General features: G+C 47.2%; 16 protein-coding genes. 4 read left to right on the forward strand and 12 right to left on the reverse strand.

The window, feature by feature from the left end; translation table 11 throughout:
- Nucleotides 1-7: 7 nt before the first annotated feature.
- Entirely contained in the window at nt 8-211 is a 204-nt protein-coding gene (locus CLOSA_RS20855) for a holin (protein WP_013274711.1), read from the reverse strand.
- A 553-nt stretch (nt 212-764) separates the two neighbouring features.
- Between CLOSA_RS20855 and CLOSA_RS20860 the strand changes: the two genes are divergently transcribed.
- Both CLOSA_RS20860 and CLOSA_RS20865 read left to right on the forward strand, forming a co-directional pair.
- Complete coding sequence (locus CLOSA_RS20860) at nt 765-1,460, forward strand: response regulator transcription factor (protein ID WP_013274712.1); 696 nt, start codon at nt 765-767, stop codon at nt 1,458-1,460.
- Nucleotides 1,461-1,468: 8 nt separating this feature from the next.
- Nucleotides 1,469-3,736 carry a sensor histidine kinase gene (locus CLOSA_RS20865; protein ID WP_013274713.1) on the forward strand — a complete coding sequence of 756 codons (2,268 nt, stop codon included), beginning with the start codon at nt 1,469-1,471 and terminating at the stop codon, nt 3,734-3,736.
- On the opposite strand, the gene CLOSA_RS20870 is transcribed toward CLOSA_RS20865, so the two are convergent.
- Both CLOSA_RS20870 and CLOSA_RS20875 read right to left on the reverse strand, forming a co-directional pair.
- Complete coding sequence (locus CLOSA_RS20870) at nt 3,726-5,087, reverse strand: MATE family efflux transporter (protein ID WP_013274714.1); 1,362 nt, start codon at nt 5,085-5,087, stop codon at nt 3,726-3,728. The genes CLOSA_RS20865 and CLOSA_RS20870 overlap by 11 nt on opposite strands.
- Before the next feature lie 15 nt (nt 5,088-5,102).
- The gene (locus CLOSA_RS20875) at nt 5,103-6,635 is read right to left on the reverse strand and encodes a C40 family peptidase (protein WP_013274715.1); all 1,533 of its coding nucleotides are present in this window, start codon (nt 6,633-6,635) and stop codon (nt 5,103-5,105) included.
- 285 nt (nt 6,636-6,920) lie between these two features.
- On the opposite strand from CLOSA_RS20875, the gene CLOSA_RS20880 reads away from it, so the two are divergent.
- The gene (locus CLOSA_RS20880; RefSeq protein WP_013274716.1) at nt 6,921-7,727 is read left to right on the forward strand and encodes a ZIP family metal transporter; all 807 of its coding nucleotides are present in this window, start codon (nt 6,921-6,923) and stop codon (nt 7,725-7,727) included.
- A 67-nt stretch (nt 7,728-7,794) separates the two neighbouring features.
- On the opposite strand, the gene atpC is transcribed toward CLOSA_RS20880, so the two are convergent.
- The 8 genes from atpC to CLOSA_RS20920 form a co-directional block, all read right to left on the reverse strand.
- Entirely contained in the window at nt 7,795-8,211 is a 417-nt protein-coding gene (atpC, locus tag CLOSA_RS20885) for an ATP synthase F1 subunit epsilon (RefSeq protein ID WP_013274717.1), read from the reverse strand.
- Between the two features lie 16 nt (nt 8,212-8,227).
- Nucleotides 8,228-9,622 (reverse strand): F0F1 ATP synthase subunit beta, encoded by a 1,395-nt coding sequence (atpD, locus tag CLOSA_RS20890; protein ID WP_013274718.1) that lies wholly within the window; start codon nt 9,620-9,622, stop codon nt 8,228-8,230.
- 108 nt (nt 9,623-9,730) lie between these two features.
- Nucleotides 9,731-10,627, reverse strand: coding sequence for an ATP synthase F1 subunit gamma (atpG, locus tag CLOSA_RS20895; RefSeq protein ID WP_013274719.1), 897 nt, complete (start codon nt 10,625-10,627; stop codon nt 9,731-9,733).
- A 3-nt stretch (nt 10,628-10,630) separates the two neighbouring features.
- Nucleotides 10,631-12,148 (reverse strand): F0F1 ATP synthase subunit alpha, encoded by a 1,518-nt coding sequence (atpA, locus tag CLOSA_RS20900; RefSeq protein ID WP_041708734.1) that lies wholly within the window; start codon nt 12,146-12,148, stop codon nt 10,631-10,633.
- Complete coding sequence (gene atpH, locus CLOSA_RS20905; protein WP_013274721.1) at nt 12,145-12,648, reverse strand: ATP synthase F1 subunit delta; 504 nt, start codon at nt 12,646-12,648, stop codon at nt 12,145-12,147. The genes atpA and atpH overlap by 4 nt, the downstream gene beginning before the upstream one ends.
- On the reverse strand, nt 12,629-13,129 hold the full coding sequence (gene atpF, locus CLOSA_RS20910) for a F0F1 ATP synthase subunit B (RefSeq protein ID WP_013274722.1): 501 nt from the start codon (nt 13,127-13,129) through the stop codon (nt 12,629-12,631). The genes atpH and atpF overlap by 20 nt, the downstream gene beginning before the upstream one ends.
- Nucleotides 13,130-13,199: 70 nt before the next feature.
- A complete protein-coding gene (gene atpE / locus CLOSA_RS20915) occupies nt 13,200-13,424 on the reverse strand; it encodes an ATP synthase F0 subunit C (RefSeq protein WP_204593087.1) in 225 nt (74 codons plus the stop codon).
- Between the two features lie 24 nt (nt 13,425-13,448).
- The gene (locus tag CLOSA_RS20920) at nt 13,449-14,144 is read right to left on the reverse strand and encodes a F0F1 ATP synthase subunit A (protein ID WP_013274724.1); all 696 of its coding nucleotides are present in this window, start codon (nt 14,142-14,144) and stop codon (nt 13,449-13,451) included.
- Between the two features lie 553 nt (nt 14,145-14,697).
- Here CLOSA_RS20920 and CLOSA_RS20925 point away from each other — a divergent pair.
- Complete coding sequence (locus tag CLOSA_RS20925) at nt 14,698-15,507, forward strand: alpha/beta hydrolase (protein ID WP_013274725.1); 810 nt, start codon at nt 14,698-14,700, stop codon at nt 15,505-15,507.
- Nucleotides 15,508-15,599: 92 nt separating this feature from the next.
- Here the strand turns inward: CLOSA_RS20925 and CLOSA_RS20930 are convergent, their stop codons facing one another.
- Nucleotides 15,600-17,618 carry an alginate lyase family protein gene (locus tag CLOSA_RS20930; protein WP_013274726.1) on the reverse strand — a complete coding sequence of 673 codons (2,019 nt, stop codon included), beginning with the start codon at nt 17,616-17,618 and terminating at the stop codon, nt 15,600-15,602.
- Between the last annotated feature and the right edge of the window lie 64 nt (nt 17,619-17,682).

The raw sequence follows: 17,682 nt of genomic DNA on the forward strand, positions 1-17,682 counted from the left end.
CAACCGATTACTCGGCCAGCTCCGGCAAGCCGGCTACCGATGTGAGTATGGAAAGAATTCCGGCCACAGCTGCCGTTGATCCTACGAATATCCAGTTTACCTCTGACATAGCCATGGTTGTTCCGATGGCTGCAACTGCCGTCTGTGCCATAGTCTTTACCGCTCTTACGCCTGCTGCTTTCGCCCACTTTAATAAGTAGTCTTTGTTCATAATCTTGTCCTCCAATTTATATTTGAGCTATCATAATAATCAGGCAAGTAGCAAATGCCCCGTGGATGGCTCCAATAAAAGCGTTAATAAAGTTACGCTTTATATTATGATATGCTTCCACGGGTGCTGACTCTAATTTTGCCAGCCGTACCCTTGATCCCGTCCTCCTTAATCATGATTTTTATATGACGGCAGGTCTTATACTGCCGGGACTAATTCCTGTTTGGTCTTACTCTGTTCCTCCTGACATTTCGAAGTTTTAAGGACTTCATTTCATGCTCATGGGCTTTCAATTTAACTCATTTATTACATACAAAAATCTCTTGTTTCTGTGTTTCAGACATCCGGCCTTACCGAAGCTGATACTCATTTTGGATACACGGAAATAAAGTTGGATAAACTGGAGTCATATGATCTTGCAGTCAAAGAGGCAGTTCAATGGTGGGATAGACGCCGATAATCATAAATAAATAAGGGGTTTTGAAAAGTCAGAAAAAAGTAATATGCTTTTTTACAGCCTTCGTTGTATAATATTGAAAAAGGAGGTTTTCGTATGCAGAATATTTTAGTATGTGATGATGACAAACAGATCGTGGAAGCTATTGATATATATTTAACAGGAGAAGGATTTCATGTGATCAAAGCTTATGACGGCTATGACGCCCTGAAACTTCTGGAAGATCACGAAGTGGATTTAATGATCCTGGATGTGATGATGCCGGGGCTTGACGGAATCCGGACCACCTTAAAGGTCCGTGAGACAAGCAGCATTCCCATTATCATCCTTTCCGCCAAATCCGAGGACACGGATAAAATCCTGGGACTAAACATCGGGGCAGACGATTATATTACCAAGCCCTTTAATCCTCTGGAACTGGTAGCCAGGGTAAAATCCCAGCTCCGCCGCTATACACAGCTTGGCAACATGAACCAGCAGCCCGCAGGGCAGGTATATAAATGCGGAGGCCTGGCTATCAATGATGACAACAAGGAGGTTACTGTGGAGGGAGAGCTGATCAAGCTGACTCCCATTGAGTACAACATTCTGCTTCTTTTAGTAAGGAACGCCGGAAAGGTCTTTTCCATTGATGAGATCTACGAACAGATATGGAATGAAGAAGCCATCGGTGCCGATAACACTGTTGCCGTGCACATCAGGCACATTCGGGAGAAAATTGAAATCAATCCAAGAGAACCCCGCTATTTAAAGGTGGTATGGGGCGTAGGCTATAAGATAGAGAAACAATAGGTGCGTTTATGAAAAAAAGAAAAGATTTTGCGGCCTCTCTGCACATGCTCTTCTCCCTTCTTGTAGTCATCGGCGTCTCCATTATGTACAGCAATTCCCACTACGGAGAAGGCATCCACTGGATCACCCATGAAACCTATGAGGATACGCCAGACTTCACCCGCCAGCTTAATTCTGACATCGATGATATTTTTAACTATGTAAAATATAAGGAAGTATTTGAAACCAACGGAAAGCTTGATTATTCAAAACCCATTGTCCGGGTCATGGAAGGCCCTGGGACAACCACGGAATATACGGTGGATGAAATGATACGGCGGGCAAAGTCCCTTGGTTATTATCTTAACGAACAGTTTAAGGTGAGCGGAGGACAGCCGGCTTCCGGTGACGAGGATTCGTATGTGAGGGTAGATTACCGGGCCTATGAGCCGGATTTTAAGGTTACAGAACCGGGGGATGCATTTCTAACCATGAACCAACTGGCCCAAGAGGTATTAACCCACCTGGGCAATTACTATTCCTTTTATTACCGCTTTATCCAGAATCCCGGCAACTTAAAGTTTGAAGTCCTCTACCGGAACACGGATGAGGATTATAAGCTTTACAGCAATGTTTCCGGTAAAAACGTCAATGACTTTAAAGCCATGGGAAAATACCTGTATGTAACGGGAGAAGCCTTATATGTGGATTCCAATTTAAGCACAGTCCCGAAAAATATTTCCTCCCAGTTGGAACAGATGAATCCCTATAACAACGGCAATTACCATATGACCATAGCCGTGGATACTTCCTATCCCCATAAAGACGCTTACGCGTACGCTGCCGCTTCCTATGACCGGATGCGTTTGTTGTTTATTACCGGAATGATCAGCTTGTGCCTTGGAATTTTAGGATGCGCCGCAACCCTGTACGTTCTGGTGAACTTAACCGGACATCCGGATGCTAAAAAAGTCTCCCGGCCCATGGAGCGTATCCACCGGCTGCCGGCGGAAAGCTGCCTGATTCTGTTTTTCGTTGCTGCCCTCCTGGCCCTGTTTCTGGCAAATCGGCTGGCATATAAGATCATCCATCTTTTCCTTTCCGATGAGCAATGGGATTACGGGGAGCTGGCGCTGCGGGTCCTGATTTATTATGCAGCCGGATTATCTGCTTCCTTAAGCCTTTTAAAACGGTATAAAGAAGGAAATCTCTGGTCCGGAAGCCTTACCTGCCGGGGACTGAAAAACCTGTCCCTGTATGTGAAAAATCACCGTTTCACTACCAGGATCATGCTTTCCTATATTCTGTTCCTGGTTTTTAATGTTGTCATGATAATGGCCTTTGCCTTTCTCCTGTTTACCTACAGCAGCCTGGAATCCCGTATCCTTATGGGGGCAGTTGTCCTGTTGTTTTTCTGTCTGGATTTTCTGGTATTCCATCAGATGTACAAAAATGCATGGGCAACCGATCAGATCAACGATGCTCTTCTAAATATTTCCAGGGGAGACACCACCTATAAGATCGACACTTTGACGTTTAACGGAAAAGAACGGGAGCTGGCAGAACATATCAACCACATCAGCACAGGACTTGAGACGGCCCTGCAGGAAAAGGTGCGGAGCGAACGCCTGAAAGCGGATTTGATCACCAATGTGTCCCATGATATCAAAACGCCCCTGACATCCATTATAAACTATGTGGACCTTATTAAAAGGGAGAAAATTCAGGATCCGAAGATTCAGGGATATTTGGATGTTCTGGAACAGAAGTCCCAAAGGTTAAAAACTTTGACAGAGGATCTGGTGGAAGCCTCGAAGGCAAGCTCAGGGAATTTGAAGCTGGAGATCACCAGCATAGATTTTGTAGAACTCATCCATCAGACCAATGGAGAATTTGAAGAAAAGTTTGCTCTCCGCCACTTGGAGCTGGTCTCCAGCCTTCCGGCGGAATCCATCCTGATCGAGGCAGACGGCCGGTATCTGTGGAGAGTGCTTGAGAACCTTTATAACAATGCATTTAAATATGCCATGGAACACAGCCGGGTATACGTAGACATCACCGTGGAAGGGAATATGGCGGTCTTTACCATGAAGAACATTTCCCAAAGCCCGTTAAACATCAGGGCTGACGAGCTGACCGAACGCTTTGTCCGGGGGGATGTTGCCCGGACAACAGAGGGAAGCGGACTTGGGATCTCCATCGCCAAAAGCCTGGCGGAGCTTCAGGGCGGAGACCTAAGGCTTTACATTGACGGAGATTTATTTAAGGCAGGCGTGGCCTTCCCCATTAAGAAATAAGCCGTATCCTTTCCCACTTTCCCGTCAGATACCGGAGGAATGACAGAATATAATTGGCCGTCCAGCCCATTGGTACCGCAAACCAAACGGCCTGGACGCCAATAACGGGAGCCAGCAGAGCCGCTACCGATACCCGTATGGCCAGGTTTACCAGATTGGCTGCGGTAAATACCACCACATCTCCTGCGCCCCGTAAAAGCCCGTCTGTAGTTGCCTTTAATCCAATGCAGACATAAAAGAATGAAATAAACCGGACATAATCCATGCCCGTCTGAAATGCTGTTTCCGCGCTTCCTTCGTTTAGAAAACTTCTAATGAACCAGTCTCCCCAGTTCTCCATAATGATACAGATGATGACCGCAAAAATCCCAACCATTAAATAACAGTAACGGTAGCCCTTTTTTACCCGGTCCGTCCTTCCTGCACCAATATTCTGGGCTGTGTAGGTGGACATGGCATTCCCCAGGGCAAGCATGGGCACGATGCAGATGGATTCGATCCTGGTCCCTGCGGCAAACCCTGCCATAACAGCAGAGCCAAATACATTGACCACGGATTGTACCAGCAGCATTCCGATATGGACGATGGACTGCTGTAGAGTGGAAGGAATGGCAACCCGCATCATATGAAGCATCATGTCCCAGTCATAGAACCGGAATGCCTCCGATGTTTCATATCCCTTCAGCCGTTTTATCAGTATGAGAAAGGATATGACCGCAGATAGCCCCTGGGCAATCAGGGTCGCGATAGCCACACCGGCTACCCCCATAAAAAGCTGGGTCACAAACAGCAAATCCAGTACAACGTTTAAAAGAGAAGAAAAAACCAAAAGATATAAAGGGGTTTTCGAGTCTCCCAATGCCTGAAAAACAGAGGCCTGTACATTATACATAAACAAGAAGGGCAGTCCTAAAAAGTAAATCCCAAGATATACCGAAGCATTATCAAACACATTCTCCGGCGTATTCATAAAGCTTAAAATACGATGATTGAACAGAAGACCCAGGCCGCCTAATGCCGCACCGATCAGCAGGAAGTTAATCAGGGTGGTGGATATGGCGGTTTTCATGTTTCCAGTTTGTTTTGCGCCTAAAAACTGGGACACCACAACAGAGCTGCCGATCCCGCCTCCAACAGCAATGGCAATAAACACGTTTGTAATGGAATAGGACGCCCCTACCGAAGCCAGGGCCTCTTCCCCGACAAACCGCCCCACAACCACAGAGTCTATGATGTTATAAAACTGCTGAAATAAATTTCCAAGGATCATGGGAAGGGCAAAGAGCAAAAGGGCCCTTCCCGGTGAATCTGTTATCATATCAATTGCTTTTTTCTGTGTTTTCATACTCATTATTCTAAACCGCTCCTATCCAAATATACGCCATCCACAGATAAAATTCTTCTTCCACCAGGAACTTAAGGAACGTTCCACCACCCGCCCGTTACTGGAAGAAGCGTCGATAACATTTCCGCCCCCGGCTACGATTCCCACATGGCCGCTTACCACAATGATATCGCCGGCCTGCAGGCTTCCGAAACTGGTGATCTTCGTATATTTCCCTACATTTCTCCAGCCGGAGGATGTTAAGTAGCTTTGTCTGACTCCGGCCTGGTTGAGTGACCAGTAAACAAACCCCGAACAGTCAAAGGACTCGGACCCCTTAGAGCCCCATACATAGGGGCGCCCTACTTTGGACCTGGCAATGGAAAGCAGACCGCTTACACCGGATCCGCCCTTAACGGGACCGCCCTTGGTGGAACCGCCTGAGGAACCGGAGGAACTAGCGGATTTTATGCCGCTTCCCGTCAGCTTACCCATGGTAAGCTGGCCAACAGAACCGTCCGCAGTCAGGCCATTGTTGCTCTGAAACGCTTTTACTGCCTTCTCCGTTACCTCTCCGTAATATCCTGTCACATTAGAAGAAGCTAAGTACCCGTATTTATTTAGCAGCTGCTGAATCCTGGTAACAGAATCGCCCTGCTCACCAAGGGTTAGGCCGTTAGGCTGCGCCTCGGCGCTCATTAAGGTGATTCTGGTTGAGGGTCCTAAATATCCGTCTACAACCAGGTCATTCCTGGACTGGAACTGCTTCACCGCAGTAACCGTATCATCTCCGTAAGCTCCGTCCGGAGCAGTGATCAGATATCCCAGTTCCTTAAGCCGCTGCTGGCTGGTTAAAACCACGTCGCTTTTTTCCCCATAGGCAAGAAAATTGGGCTTGATCTCTTCGCTGTAGAGAAGGTTTATAGTCTGACGGCCGACTTTACCGTCTATGTTTAATCCGTTGACCTCCTGAAGCTTCTTCACAGCCGCCTCAGTTTCATCCCCAAAGCTTCCCGATACCTGACCAGCGCTGGCAAGATACCCTAATTCATAAAGCCGGCTCTGGATCCGTGATATGTCCTCCCCTTCCACGCCCTTTGACACGGCGTAATATTTGGCGGAGGGTGACATAATAGAATTTAATGTCTCAGGCCCCACGATCCCATCCTGGACCAGGCCGTTCTGGCGCTGGTAGGTTTTTACTGCAGCCTCTGTCACATTTCCAAAATAATGGGTGGGTTCATCATTATCCATAAAGCCCAGATCCATCAAACGCTCCTGTAAACTGGCCACCACCGGATGCTCCACTCCGTTCCTCAGATATTCAGGTATGGGATTCTCTTTTTGTTCCGGCACCTTTAAAAGCTTTGGCATCAAATCCCCACCGGGAGTGAGCACACCAATGGGCTGCATTTCCGATTTTTGTTCCGTTTCTATGGCCATGGATGGCGTAGCATCCTTTCCAGGTTCCGTGTCCGTTTCTGTTTTACCGCATCCTGCCAGCAGGGAAGCTGATGCTGCCGCCAGAAATAAAGAATAGGCCGAACGCCTTTTCCATTTTATTTTTAAATTCATAAATCAAATTCCTTTCCTAATCATTACCCATGCACTTTAGGCAAAAAGGGGAACTTAGAGGCGTAAAGGATCCCCTAAGTCTTTTCCTGTTCCTTGACATACCTTCCGGAATTAGAGACACCCGAAGGAAGATTATTATGTAAAATCAGGTCTATTTTAGCATAAATCTGTCGGAAAGGGAAAGGGAATTTATCTCATTGCACCCAAACAGAGGTTATGATATAGTTAAAGCAGAGAGAAATACAGTCAGAAGCGCTGACTTTAAACAAAAAAGGAGGGATTTTTATGTCACCGATCTTGTGGGCTGCCGGGGGTACTGGCTTTACATTCCTCATGACCACCCTGGGAGCTTCCGTAGTATTCTTCTTCCGGAAAGAGGTAAACCAGTCTGTTCAAAGAATCTTCCTGGGCTTTGCTGCCGGTGTCATGATCGCGGCCTCAGTATGGTCGCTTCTCATTCCGGCGATCGAAGAAGCCGAAGCAAACGGAATTCCTGGATGGCTGCCTGCTGCCGGAGGATTTATTCTGGGAGTTCTTTTTCTCATTGTTCTGGATACGCTTCTTCCCCACCTTCATCCCAGCATGAACGGTCATGGAAAGAATGAGGCGGAAGGAATCTCTTCCACCTGGAAACGGACCACACTGCTGGTCATGGCTGTGACCCTGCACAACATTCCGGAAGGTATGGCCGTAGGTCTTGCCTTTGCCCTGGCCGCCCAGCACGGAGGCGATCCGACCCTATATACCGCCGCCATGGCCCTTGCCATCGGTATCGGCATTCAGAACTTTCCTGAAGGCGCCGCTATTTCCCTTCCTCTCAGACAGGAAGGCTTATCGACTGGAAAGGCATTTATAAGAGGCAGCATGTCCGGTATCGTTGAACCTATATTTGGGATTCTTACGGTGATCGTTGCCGGCAGCATTCAGCCTCTTATGCCATGGCTTTTGTCCTTTGCAGCAGGCGCCATGATGTACGTGGTCGTGGAAGAACTGATTCCGGAGGCTCACCTGGGAGAACATTCCAATGCCGGAACCCTTGGAGTTATGGTTGGCTTTCTGATCATGATGATATTAGACGTAGCTTTAGGATAAGAAAAAAGGATATCCGGGAGCCAGCTTCCTGCCTTTCGGATATCCTTTTTTCTATTCAAATTTCCTGTCAAACATCATGTTTGTGCTTTGTTCGCAGCCTGGCCAGAGATCTTGCCAAAGAAGCCTCAAAATGAGAATGCTCCTGAAGGCTCTTACTTTGCCTTAGCTGTTCCGCCGCTCTTTCCCTGGCTTCCTCGGCACGGCGCTCATCAATTTCCTCCGGATGCTCGGCAGTATCCACAAGAAGTGTTACGCGGTTGTTAATGATCTGGATAAATCCTTTTCCCACAACTGCATGGATCCACTGGCCGTCTTCATCCATCAGGCGCATTTCCCCCACGGAAACTGCGATGACCATATCCTCATGATGGGGAAGGACCGCCTTCTCGCCATCCTCAAGGGGAATAATAAGCTTTTGGCACCGGCCTTTATAAAAGATCTTGTTGCTGGCAAGAACCTGAAGGAAAAATATATTTGTACTCACAGGCAGCACCTCCAACCTAAGCCTCTAATGTTCCGGCCTTTTCAATCACCTCATCAATGGTTCCTACGTTAAAGAATGCGGCTTCCGGATACTGGTCCATATCACCGTCTACAATCGCCTTAAAGCCCCGGACCGTTTCCTTCAGGGGAACGTATTTGCCTGCAACTCCGGTAAAGTTCTCAGCCACAGAAAATGGCTGGGAAAGGAATTTCTGGATTTTCCTTGCCCGGTATACCGTGGTCTTATCCTCATCCCCCAGCTCTTCCATTCCTAATATTGCAATAATATCCTGCAGCTCTTTGTACTTTTGAAGGATTTCCTGAACCTTGCGGGCAACCTCATAATGCTCTTCTCCCACTACATCCGGTTCCAGGATCCGGGAGTTCGACGCAAGAGGATCAACCGCCGGATAAATTCCCTGTTCCACGATCTTTCTTGATAAAACCGTGGTTGCATCCAAATGGGCAAAGGTGGTTGCCGGCGCCGGGTCCGTCAAGTCATCGGCAGGAACATATACTGCCTGAACGGATGTAACGGAACCATTTTTCGTGGAAGTGATCCTCTCCTGCAGCTCTCCCATTTCCGTTGCCAGAGTAGGCTGATAGCCGACCGCTGACGGCATACGTCCAAGAAGAGCCGATACCTCAGAACCTGCCTGGGTGAAACGGAAAATATTATCAATAAATAAAAGGACATTTTTATGCTCTTCGTCCCGGAAATATTCTGCCATGGTAAGACCTGTTTCTGCCACACGCATACGTGCGCCCGGCGGCTCATTCATCTGCCCGAAGACCAGAGCTGTTTTTGAAATAACCCCGGATTCTCCCATTTCAGTCCAAAGATCGTTTCCCTCTCGGGAACGCTCTCCCACACCGGTAAAAATAGAGTATCCTCCATGTTCTGTGGCAATGTTGTGGATCAGCTCCTGGATCAGAACTGTTTTTCCCACACCTGCACCGCCGAACAGACCGATTTTTCCGCCTTTTGCATAAGGGGCCAAAAGGTCTATGACCTTGATTCCTGTTTCCAGGATCTCAGCCACCGGACTCTGCTCCTCAAAAGCCGGAGGATCTCTGTGAATGACCCACTGAGGGCCGCCTTCTAAATCACCCCCATGATCAATCGTTTCACCCAGGACGTTAAAAAGGCGTCCTAAAGTCTGTTCACCTACAGGAACCTTAATTCCTTCCCCGGTGGCCATTACCTCCATGCCTTTATAAAGCCCCTCACTGGAGGCCAGCATGATACAGCGGACCGTGCTGTTTCCCATATGCTGTGCAACTTCCATGACACAGCGTTTTCCGTCATTATCCACTTCAAGGGCATCCTTCATGCGCGGAAGGTCGCTGCCCTCAAAAAACTCAACATCTACTACAGGTCCTAGGACCTGAACGATCTTTCCTATATTCATATTCTGTTACTCACAGTCGTGAGGACTCCTCCTCTCTAAAGTCATACGAACATCCGGTCAGGCACATTCGCATTCCGCCTCGTTACTCTTCCATGGGGAGCGTTCCGCCTACGCTTTTTTCCTTTTCTTCTTTTGGGCCTTTGCGCCGCTGATCACCTCGGTGATCTCCTGGGTAATGGCCGCCTGACGGACCCTGTTATAGGTGATCGCCAGTTCGTCAAGCATTTCCTGGGCACTCTTTGTTGCGGCCTGCATTGCCATCATTCTGGAATTCTGTTCGCTGGAATAGGATTCCACCAGGCCTCCATAGATAAAGCCGGCAATGTAATTAGGTACAACAGCATCGATCACTGCCTGAGGAGACGGCTTCATGGTGATCTCCTCCAGGTGCACGTTAATCGGAACGCTCTGGCTGATCCGGTGCTTGGGGAGGGGAAGTAGCTGCTCGATTTCAGCCTCCATTTTCATGGCATTCACCATTCTTGTGTAAATCATATACACCTCATCCAGCTTTCCGGACAGGAAGTAATCCACGATTTTTTCTTCAATGATCCTGGCCCGGCTCATATTGGGCTTCTGCACGGTATACCGGAAATCCTGCTCCACGGGTATTCCCTTTTTGGTAAAATACTGCTGTCCCAGTTCGCCTACTACGAACAGCATGGGATTCCCGCCCTTGTCAATCTGCTCCTGAGCCAGTTTAAAAATATTATGATTATAAGAACCAGCAAGCCCCTTGTCAGCCGTTACCACGATATATCCGATCTTACGGTCTTCTTTTTTAATATGCGGCCTGGTATCCAGATAGGGATCGTCAATGTCCGGCGTATGCCTTATGATTCTGGCAATGGTCCTTTGCAGCGCATAAAAATAAGGCTCCGTATCCGTCAGGGCTTTCCTTACCCGTTTCAGCTTTGACGAGGAAATGGTATACATCGCATTGGTTATCTTCATGGTGCTTTTGATGCTGTTCATCCTGCTTTGTATCTCTCTCGCATTTGCCATATCCTACACCCGCTTCTGTTTAAATTCGGCTGCCGTATCAAGAATTTTCTGCTTCAGCTCATCAGACAGTGCCTTGCTCTCTTCGATTTCCTTCCCGATTTCCGGATGTCGCTCATCAAAGAAAGCCAGCATTTCTCTCTGAAACTCCTTAATCTTTGAAACTTCCACATCCAATAGCAGCCGGTTATTGGCGACTACCAGGCTGATCACCTGGGCATGGAGGCTTAAGGGATGGCATAAGGGCTGTTTTAACAATTCTGTGAGCCCCTTTCCGTATTGGATCTGTTCCTTGGTAGCCGGATCTAAATCCGAGCTGAACTGGGTAAACACCTCCATCTCCCGGCACTGGGCCAGATCAATACGGAGGCTGCCCGCTGCCTTTTTCATGGCCTTGGTCTGCGCCGCTCCCCCCACTCGGGATACGGAAAGACCAACGTTTACCGCAGGTCTCATACCGGAGAAAAACAGGTCACTTTCTAAGAATATCTGTCCGTCTGTTATGGAAATGACATTGGTGGGAATGTAGGCCGATACATCTCCTGCCTGGGTTTCAATGATGGGAAGTGCGGTAATGGAACCGCCCCCGGCTTCCTCGCTCAAACGGCTGGAACGTTCCAAAAGTCTGGAGTGGAGATAAAACACGTCGCCAGGATAAGCCTCACGGCCCGGAGAACGTTCCAAAAGCAGAGACAGGGCACGGTATGCCACTGCATGCTTTGAAAGATCATCATAAACGATCAGCACGTCTGTTCCCTTGTACATGAAATACTCGGCCAGTGCAGTTCCTGCATAGGGGGCAATAAACTGTAAGGGCGCCGGTTCACTGGCTGTAGAAGATACCACGATGGTATATTCCATGGCTCCGTAATGCGTCAGGGTATTCACCAGCTTTGCCACAGTAGAAGCCTTCTGGCCCACTGCTACATAAACGCAGATCACACCCTTCCCTTTCTGGTTTAAGATGGCATCAATGGCAATGGAGGTCTTCCCTGTCTGGCGGTCGCCGATAATCAGCTCCCTCTGCCCCCGTCCGATGGGAAACATGGAATCAATGGCAAGAATTCCTGTTTCCATGGGCACAGATACGCTCTTGCGGTCAATAATGCCAGGTGCTTCCTGTTCAATGGGACGGTAATCGTCTGAGATAATCTCTCCCTTTCCGTCTATGGGAGCACCAAGAGCATTGACCACTCTTCCTACAAACCCGTTGCCTACGGGGATACCTGCACGCTTCTTTGTTCTTGTTACCTTAGAGCCTTCCTTGACATCCCGGTCCGGGCCAAACAGGATACAGCCGATATCTTCTCTTCTAATGTCCTGAACCATTCCCTTGATTCCATTATCAAAAATAACGATCTCTCCGTACATGGCACGGTCGATTCCATAAACCGTTGCAATGCCGTCTCCAACGCTTATCACCGTTCCCACTTCCTGGTCCCTGGCATGAGCGTCATAATCTTCAATCTCACTTCTCAATATAGAAATTATTTCATCTGAATTGATGGAAGCCACGTTTTTCACCTCCGCATTATTTTTTGTTCCAATTCTTTGAGACGTCCCTTTATGCTCCAGTCCGTCTCCACATCTCCTACACGGATGATAAATCCACCGATCAAACCGGGATCCTGGACCAGACGAAGCCTTACATCTTTTATATCATATTTTTTACACAGCACCCCTTTGATCTCATGAAGCTGCTCTTCCTCAGGCTCCGTTACGTAGAAAAGAGATGCCTCCAGGATCCCTTCCTGTCTGCTGACACAGGTACGCCATGCCTTAAAAATATCATCTGCCAGATCCATATCCCGGCGGTCCACCAAAACCTTTAAAAAAGTCCTGATCTCGGAAGGAAATACACGGTCAATGATCCTGTGCTTGCTGCTCCCTGCAATTACAGGGCTGTTTAGAACGCATTTCAGCTCCGGCACAGATCTTAGTGCCAGAGCCGTATCCTCAATGGCCGTTTCTGGAACAGAAAGCTCATAAAGCACCTGTCCGTAATTAATTGCTGCCTGCATCATGGAAATCACCTGCTTCTGCTATAAATGAATCGTACAGCGCCTGATTTGCCCTGGCGCTTATCTCCTGATTAACCACCTTGGCCGCAGCTGCGATAACTAAACCCGCAATCTGTGCCTTGGCCTCACGCATCGCCTTTTCCTGATCCGCCTCCGCCTGCTTCCTGGCATCGGCCATCAGACGGTCTGCATCTTCCTGTGCATCCTTTAAGATCCGGTCATACTGGGCCTTTGCCTGGATTCTCGCTTCTTCAATAAGCCTTGATCCCTCCTCCGAGGAGGCAGCCAGCTTTTCTTCATACTGTTTTTTAAGCTCTGCTGCCTGATCTTCCTTGTTTCTTGCATCTGAAATGCTATGCTCGATCATTCCCTTCCGTTTGTTCATCACTTCCATTACCGGGCCTATGAGGAAATGTTTAAGCAGCAGATACAGGACGATGAGATTTACGATATTCCACACAAAGTTCATATCCAGTCTAAGCATCTTTTATACCGCCTGCCTTTCTTTTTATATTATCCACTTATATTATCCACTTTAATCCTGATCGTAAGAATTATTTGAGGAATAAAATAATGAGAAGGGCAATAACGAAACCATAGATGGCAGTTGCCTCTGCAAGGGCACAACCCAACAGCAGGGCCTTGCTGATCTTGCTGTCTGCTTCTGGCTGTCTTGCGATGGCATCCACTGCCTTGGAAGTTGCCATTCCGATACCGATTCCTGCTCCAATCCCTGTAAATACTGCGATTCCTGCTCCGATTGCTATTAACATAATAATTCTCTCCTTTTAATTTTTAATGACTTACTCCACTGCTTCCCTGATAAAAAGTGCAGTTAAAAATACAAATACATACGCCTGAATCAATCCGTCAAAGATGTCAAAATAACAGGTGAACGGAATTGGGATAATTGGCCCAACCAGCTGCTTAATCAGCTCCATTACTACGAATGATCCCAGAACATTACCGAATAACCGCATGCATAAGGAAAGCGGCCGGATCAATATTTCCAGAACATTCATGGGGGCAAGCAACGGTAACGGCTCCCCGAAGCTCTTAAAAAAGCCCTTGATCCCTTTTTTGTGAAAACCTGAATACTCTATCAGCAAAATGCTCATAATAGCAAGCGCTGCGGTAGTATTTAAATCCTTGGTAGGAGGCTTGAATCCCACCATGCCAATGAGATTGGCTACTCCGATATAAATAGCCACGGATATGAGATAAGGGATATACCGCTTCCCCTCTTCTCCCACCAGATCTTCAAAGAAATTGTAAATTCCGCTGATTGTCATTTCAAGCGCCAACTGTCTCTTCCCAGGATTCTCAACCTTAAGATTTCTTACCAGAATAATGGAGAGGAGCGTCAGAGCTGCCATGATAATCCATGAGACCACCACTGATTCAGCGATGGGAATCCCGCCGAATACCGGAATGGTAAAAACCGTTTCGCAGTTCAGTTCCTCTAATAACTTCTCTGCCAAATCCTCCGTAATGCTCACTTCCTTTCTTAAACCATCCTCCTCTTATCTATTACCGGATTTGTAAATTGTACTCCTAAATATACAACATGCAGGAGGTATACCGTGTATCATACTTTCATCTTCGGTAATTGTCAACGTTTTGCAAAATTCGTAACATCCTATTAATGCGTGCACTTGTTTGAACAATTAAAACAATTTTATCCTATGAAATTCTAAAAAAATTATTAATTTTTTAAGGCAAGATATCACAGGATCCTTAAGTATTTTATTTTCACCAGATTTTTCTGGGTTTTATGTAGAATTTTTTTCTAATTATTTGTGCAATTTCACCATGTATTTTTTCTGTTTTTTTTATTCCCCGTCATTAGTACCTAACACGATTAAAATTTGGAAGAAATTGATGGAAGAAAAGGATGCTCCGATAGCCTTGTCCAACGATCCGGCTATCAAATCTTACAAATGCCACGGTAACTTTTTTCCCGGCTTTTCGTGTCTTTCTTCCTATTAAAATAGACAAGATTCTGATATAATAGAGGAAATACAAATCAAAGGTATTAAAGGAGGTATTTCTATGGGAGAAATGATTTCTTCATTTGACGGGACCAGGCTGTTTTTAAACAGAGAGGTACCAGAGACTGCCAGGGGAGCTGCTGTCATCGTCCATGGACTATGTGAGCATCAGGGCAGGTATGATTACGTTGCAAAGCTGTGCCACGAAGCAGGGATTGCAACCTACCGCTTTGATCACAGGGGGCACGGGCGTTCTGAAGGGGAACGGACTTACTATGAAGATTTTAATGAACTGCTTGATGATACCAATGTGGTGGTTGACATGGCCATCAGGGAAAACCCTGATATTCCGGTATTTTTAATCGGCCACAGCATGGGAGGCTTCACCGTTTCCCTTTACGGTGCAAAATACACAGATAAAAAGATCCGGGGCATCATCACCAGCGGAGCATTAACAAAGGATACTATAGGGCTGATCAGCAGTGTTCCCAAAGGTCTGGATCCCCACACAAAGCTTCCCAACGAACTGGGAGCAGGTGTTTGCTCCGTAGCCGAGGTTACCGAATGGTACGGCAAGGATCCCTATAATTCCAAAACCTTTACCACCGGCTTATGTTACGCACTGTGCCAGGGTCTAACCTGGTTTGAAGAGGCAGCTGCAAGGTTTGAATACCCCATTCTCATGCTTCACGGGGAAAAGGATGGGTTGGTAAGCGTTCAGGATACCTATGGTTTTTTTGCTGCCGCCCCATCTAAGGATAAACAGATGAAGATTTACGGCGGATTGTTCCATGAAATCTTTAATGAATATTGCAGGGACGAGGTCATTCAAGATGCCCTTCATTGGATTCAGGCTAGGATTTCCCGATAAGAGGCTCACACATCATTTATAATCAATGTTATGCAAAAAGCAGCGTTTTCCCCTGGGGCAAACGCTGCTTTCTTTCTTTTCGTTCAGTCTCTTTACCAGTGAAGGACCGTACCTCCCACTTTTTGTATCTCCGTATCAAAGACAATGACTGTTCCAAGGCCCTTCACCCCTCCTGCAGTAAGCAGGTCACAGGAATCACCGATATCCCTGTGGGCCAGTATGACCACATAGTTCTTTCCCTTCCACACAATGGAGACTGCTTCTGCCTCAGAAGGATTGACCGGATTGGTTGGATCTGTACCGAATACAGGAAGGAGAGAAAGTTCCGGGGCTATGTAGTTCCTTTTATCACCACCTGATACAACGGTAATCATAGAGGCAAAGCCTTCGGTTTCCTTTCCTGCCAGAAGCTGTTTTCCTGTTTCTATCTGGTTGTAATTTCTGGAAATCCGCCCCTCTGACAGATTCATCTCACACCCTTCCGTGAGAACCGTCAACTCTCCGTCAACATTTATGCCGGAATAGCGCACCGTAGACCCGGAATAGGAGACCTTCCCTAAGTTATTAAAATGGAAAAGCTGCTGGTACGTATGCTTTTCACCGGAAAAAAACTCATCGGCGATCAGATAAAGATCCGTATCAATTACCAGCACTTTTCTGGTAATCCATACGTTTCCCTTTTTTCCATTTAAATATCCGCCGTGGCTACCCTGGATATACCGGTATCCGTCTTTTTTCCTATAATCTCCAAAATACGCTGCGGACATGTGATCCACCCCCCAGGCATCACGGCAGGTTAAGTAGTCACTTCCGTCTACCAGGGGAACGTTGTGGCCCAGGGCACTTTTCAACCAGGTCCTCGCTTCTCCGGGCACATAATGATAACGCCCCGTATCCATAAGTATGTCTTCTCCGCCAATCACAAGATCCACATGAAGTTTGTCAGAATGACCGTGGCCTCCACCCAGAAATCCGCATCGGAAGTGAAAATAATCTGCATTTTCATCCCAGCCGGATCGGACATAAAGATTACCGGTGCTTTCCATAACCTTGTCTAAAAAGTCCGGCTCCTTTGATTCCAGCTTTCCATAGCCCTCAATCCCCTCTTTTAGAAAGTCCCAGGCTCCGTCATAATCCATATTTTCATAGGCGCAGAACTTCAGAACCGGGTCTGAAAAAAGCCAGGCGCTTTGAGCCAGTAAATCCCTGAGATCGGTTTCATCGCTGTCTCCCTGCATGGGCTGGCAGTGATTGGGCTTTTTCCATACAATATTAGCATAAGCCATCTGCTTTACTTTTTCTTTCATTTTCCCCGGAAGCTTAATGCCGTAGCGTCTGGCCAGACGCATCACTTCCAGATAGCAGTGGAATACTTCATTATGATACATGGGAGATTGCTCCCAATGGACGCCGTCGTCGGTCACCTGCACCTCTATTTCTTCATTAAGGCGCATAAGCGCTGCATCCAGATACTCTCTTGTCCTGTCACAGACGGGAAGGGCCAGAGCGATCTCCATCAGCCCCCGGTTCTCTATGACTCCCCAGTTGCTCTTAATCTGAAAATGCTTGTAGGTCGTCATCAAGTATTCCCCATGAACGGTGAGACAATCCATATATGCCTTTACAAGCTGGTCCCTCACGGAGGGGCTGTCCTTAAAATAGCCCATGGCCTTTACCCAGGTTTCAGCCCGTATCCCAGCCTCAATGCTCCTCCAGGTGGTCTGTTTGGTCTCTTCTGTCAGAGGGTTGTTTTTTATCCAGGAATCCAACAGCTCTGCAAAAGTCTTTGCATATTTTTCATCTCCGGTTATGGCATATGCCTGTCCCAGGCATATAAAAAACTGGTGGCGGTTGAACTGAAAGATAAATTCCGGATCATCTCCCGGCATGTAATCCCAGGCCACTTCCCCGTCAAAATGAACCGGCACATAGGTCCGTTCCATATCCCACCGCAGATCAAATAAAAATGTATGCTCAGCCGCATCATCTGCAATGCGCAGGATATGGCTCACTTCCTCCGGCCAGATCCTTTGACAGAACGCTGAGACCCAGGCCTTGTCCTCAAGGGCAATAAAATTGTTCCGGTTTTCAAAATACTGTTCCTTTGGCATCTCGTTCTCCCTCTTCCGTGATATATTTCATAAATGATGTTACTATCTTCTAGTATAAGGGAAA

The organism is [Clostridium] saccharolyticum WM1 (genome assembly GCF_000144625.1).
Lineage (GTDB): Bacteria > Bacillota > Clostridia > Lachnospirales > Lachnospiraceae > Lacrimispora > Lacrimispora saccharolytica.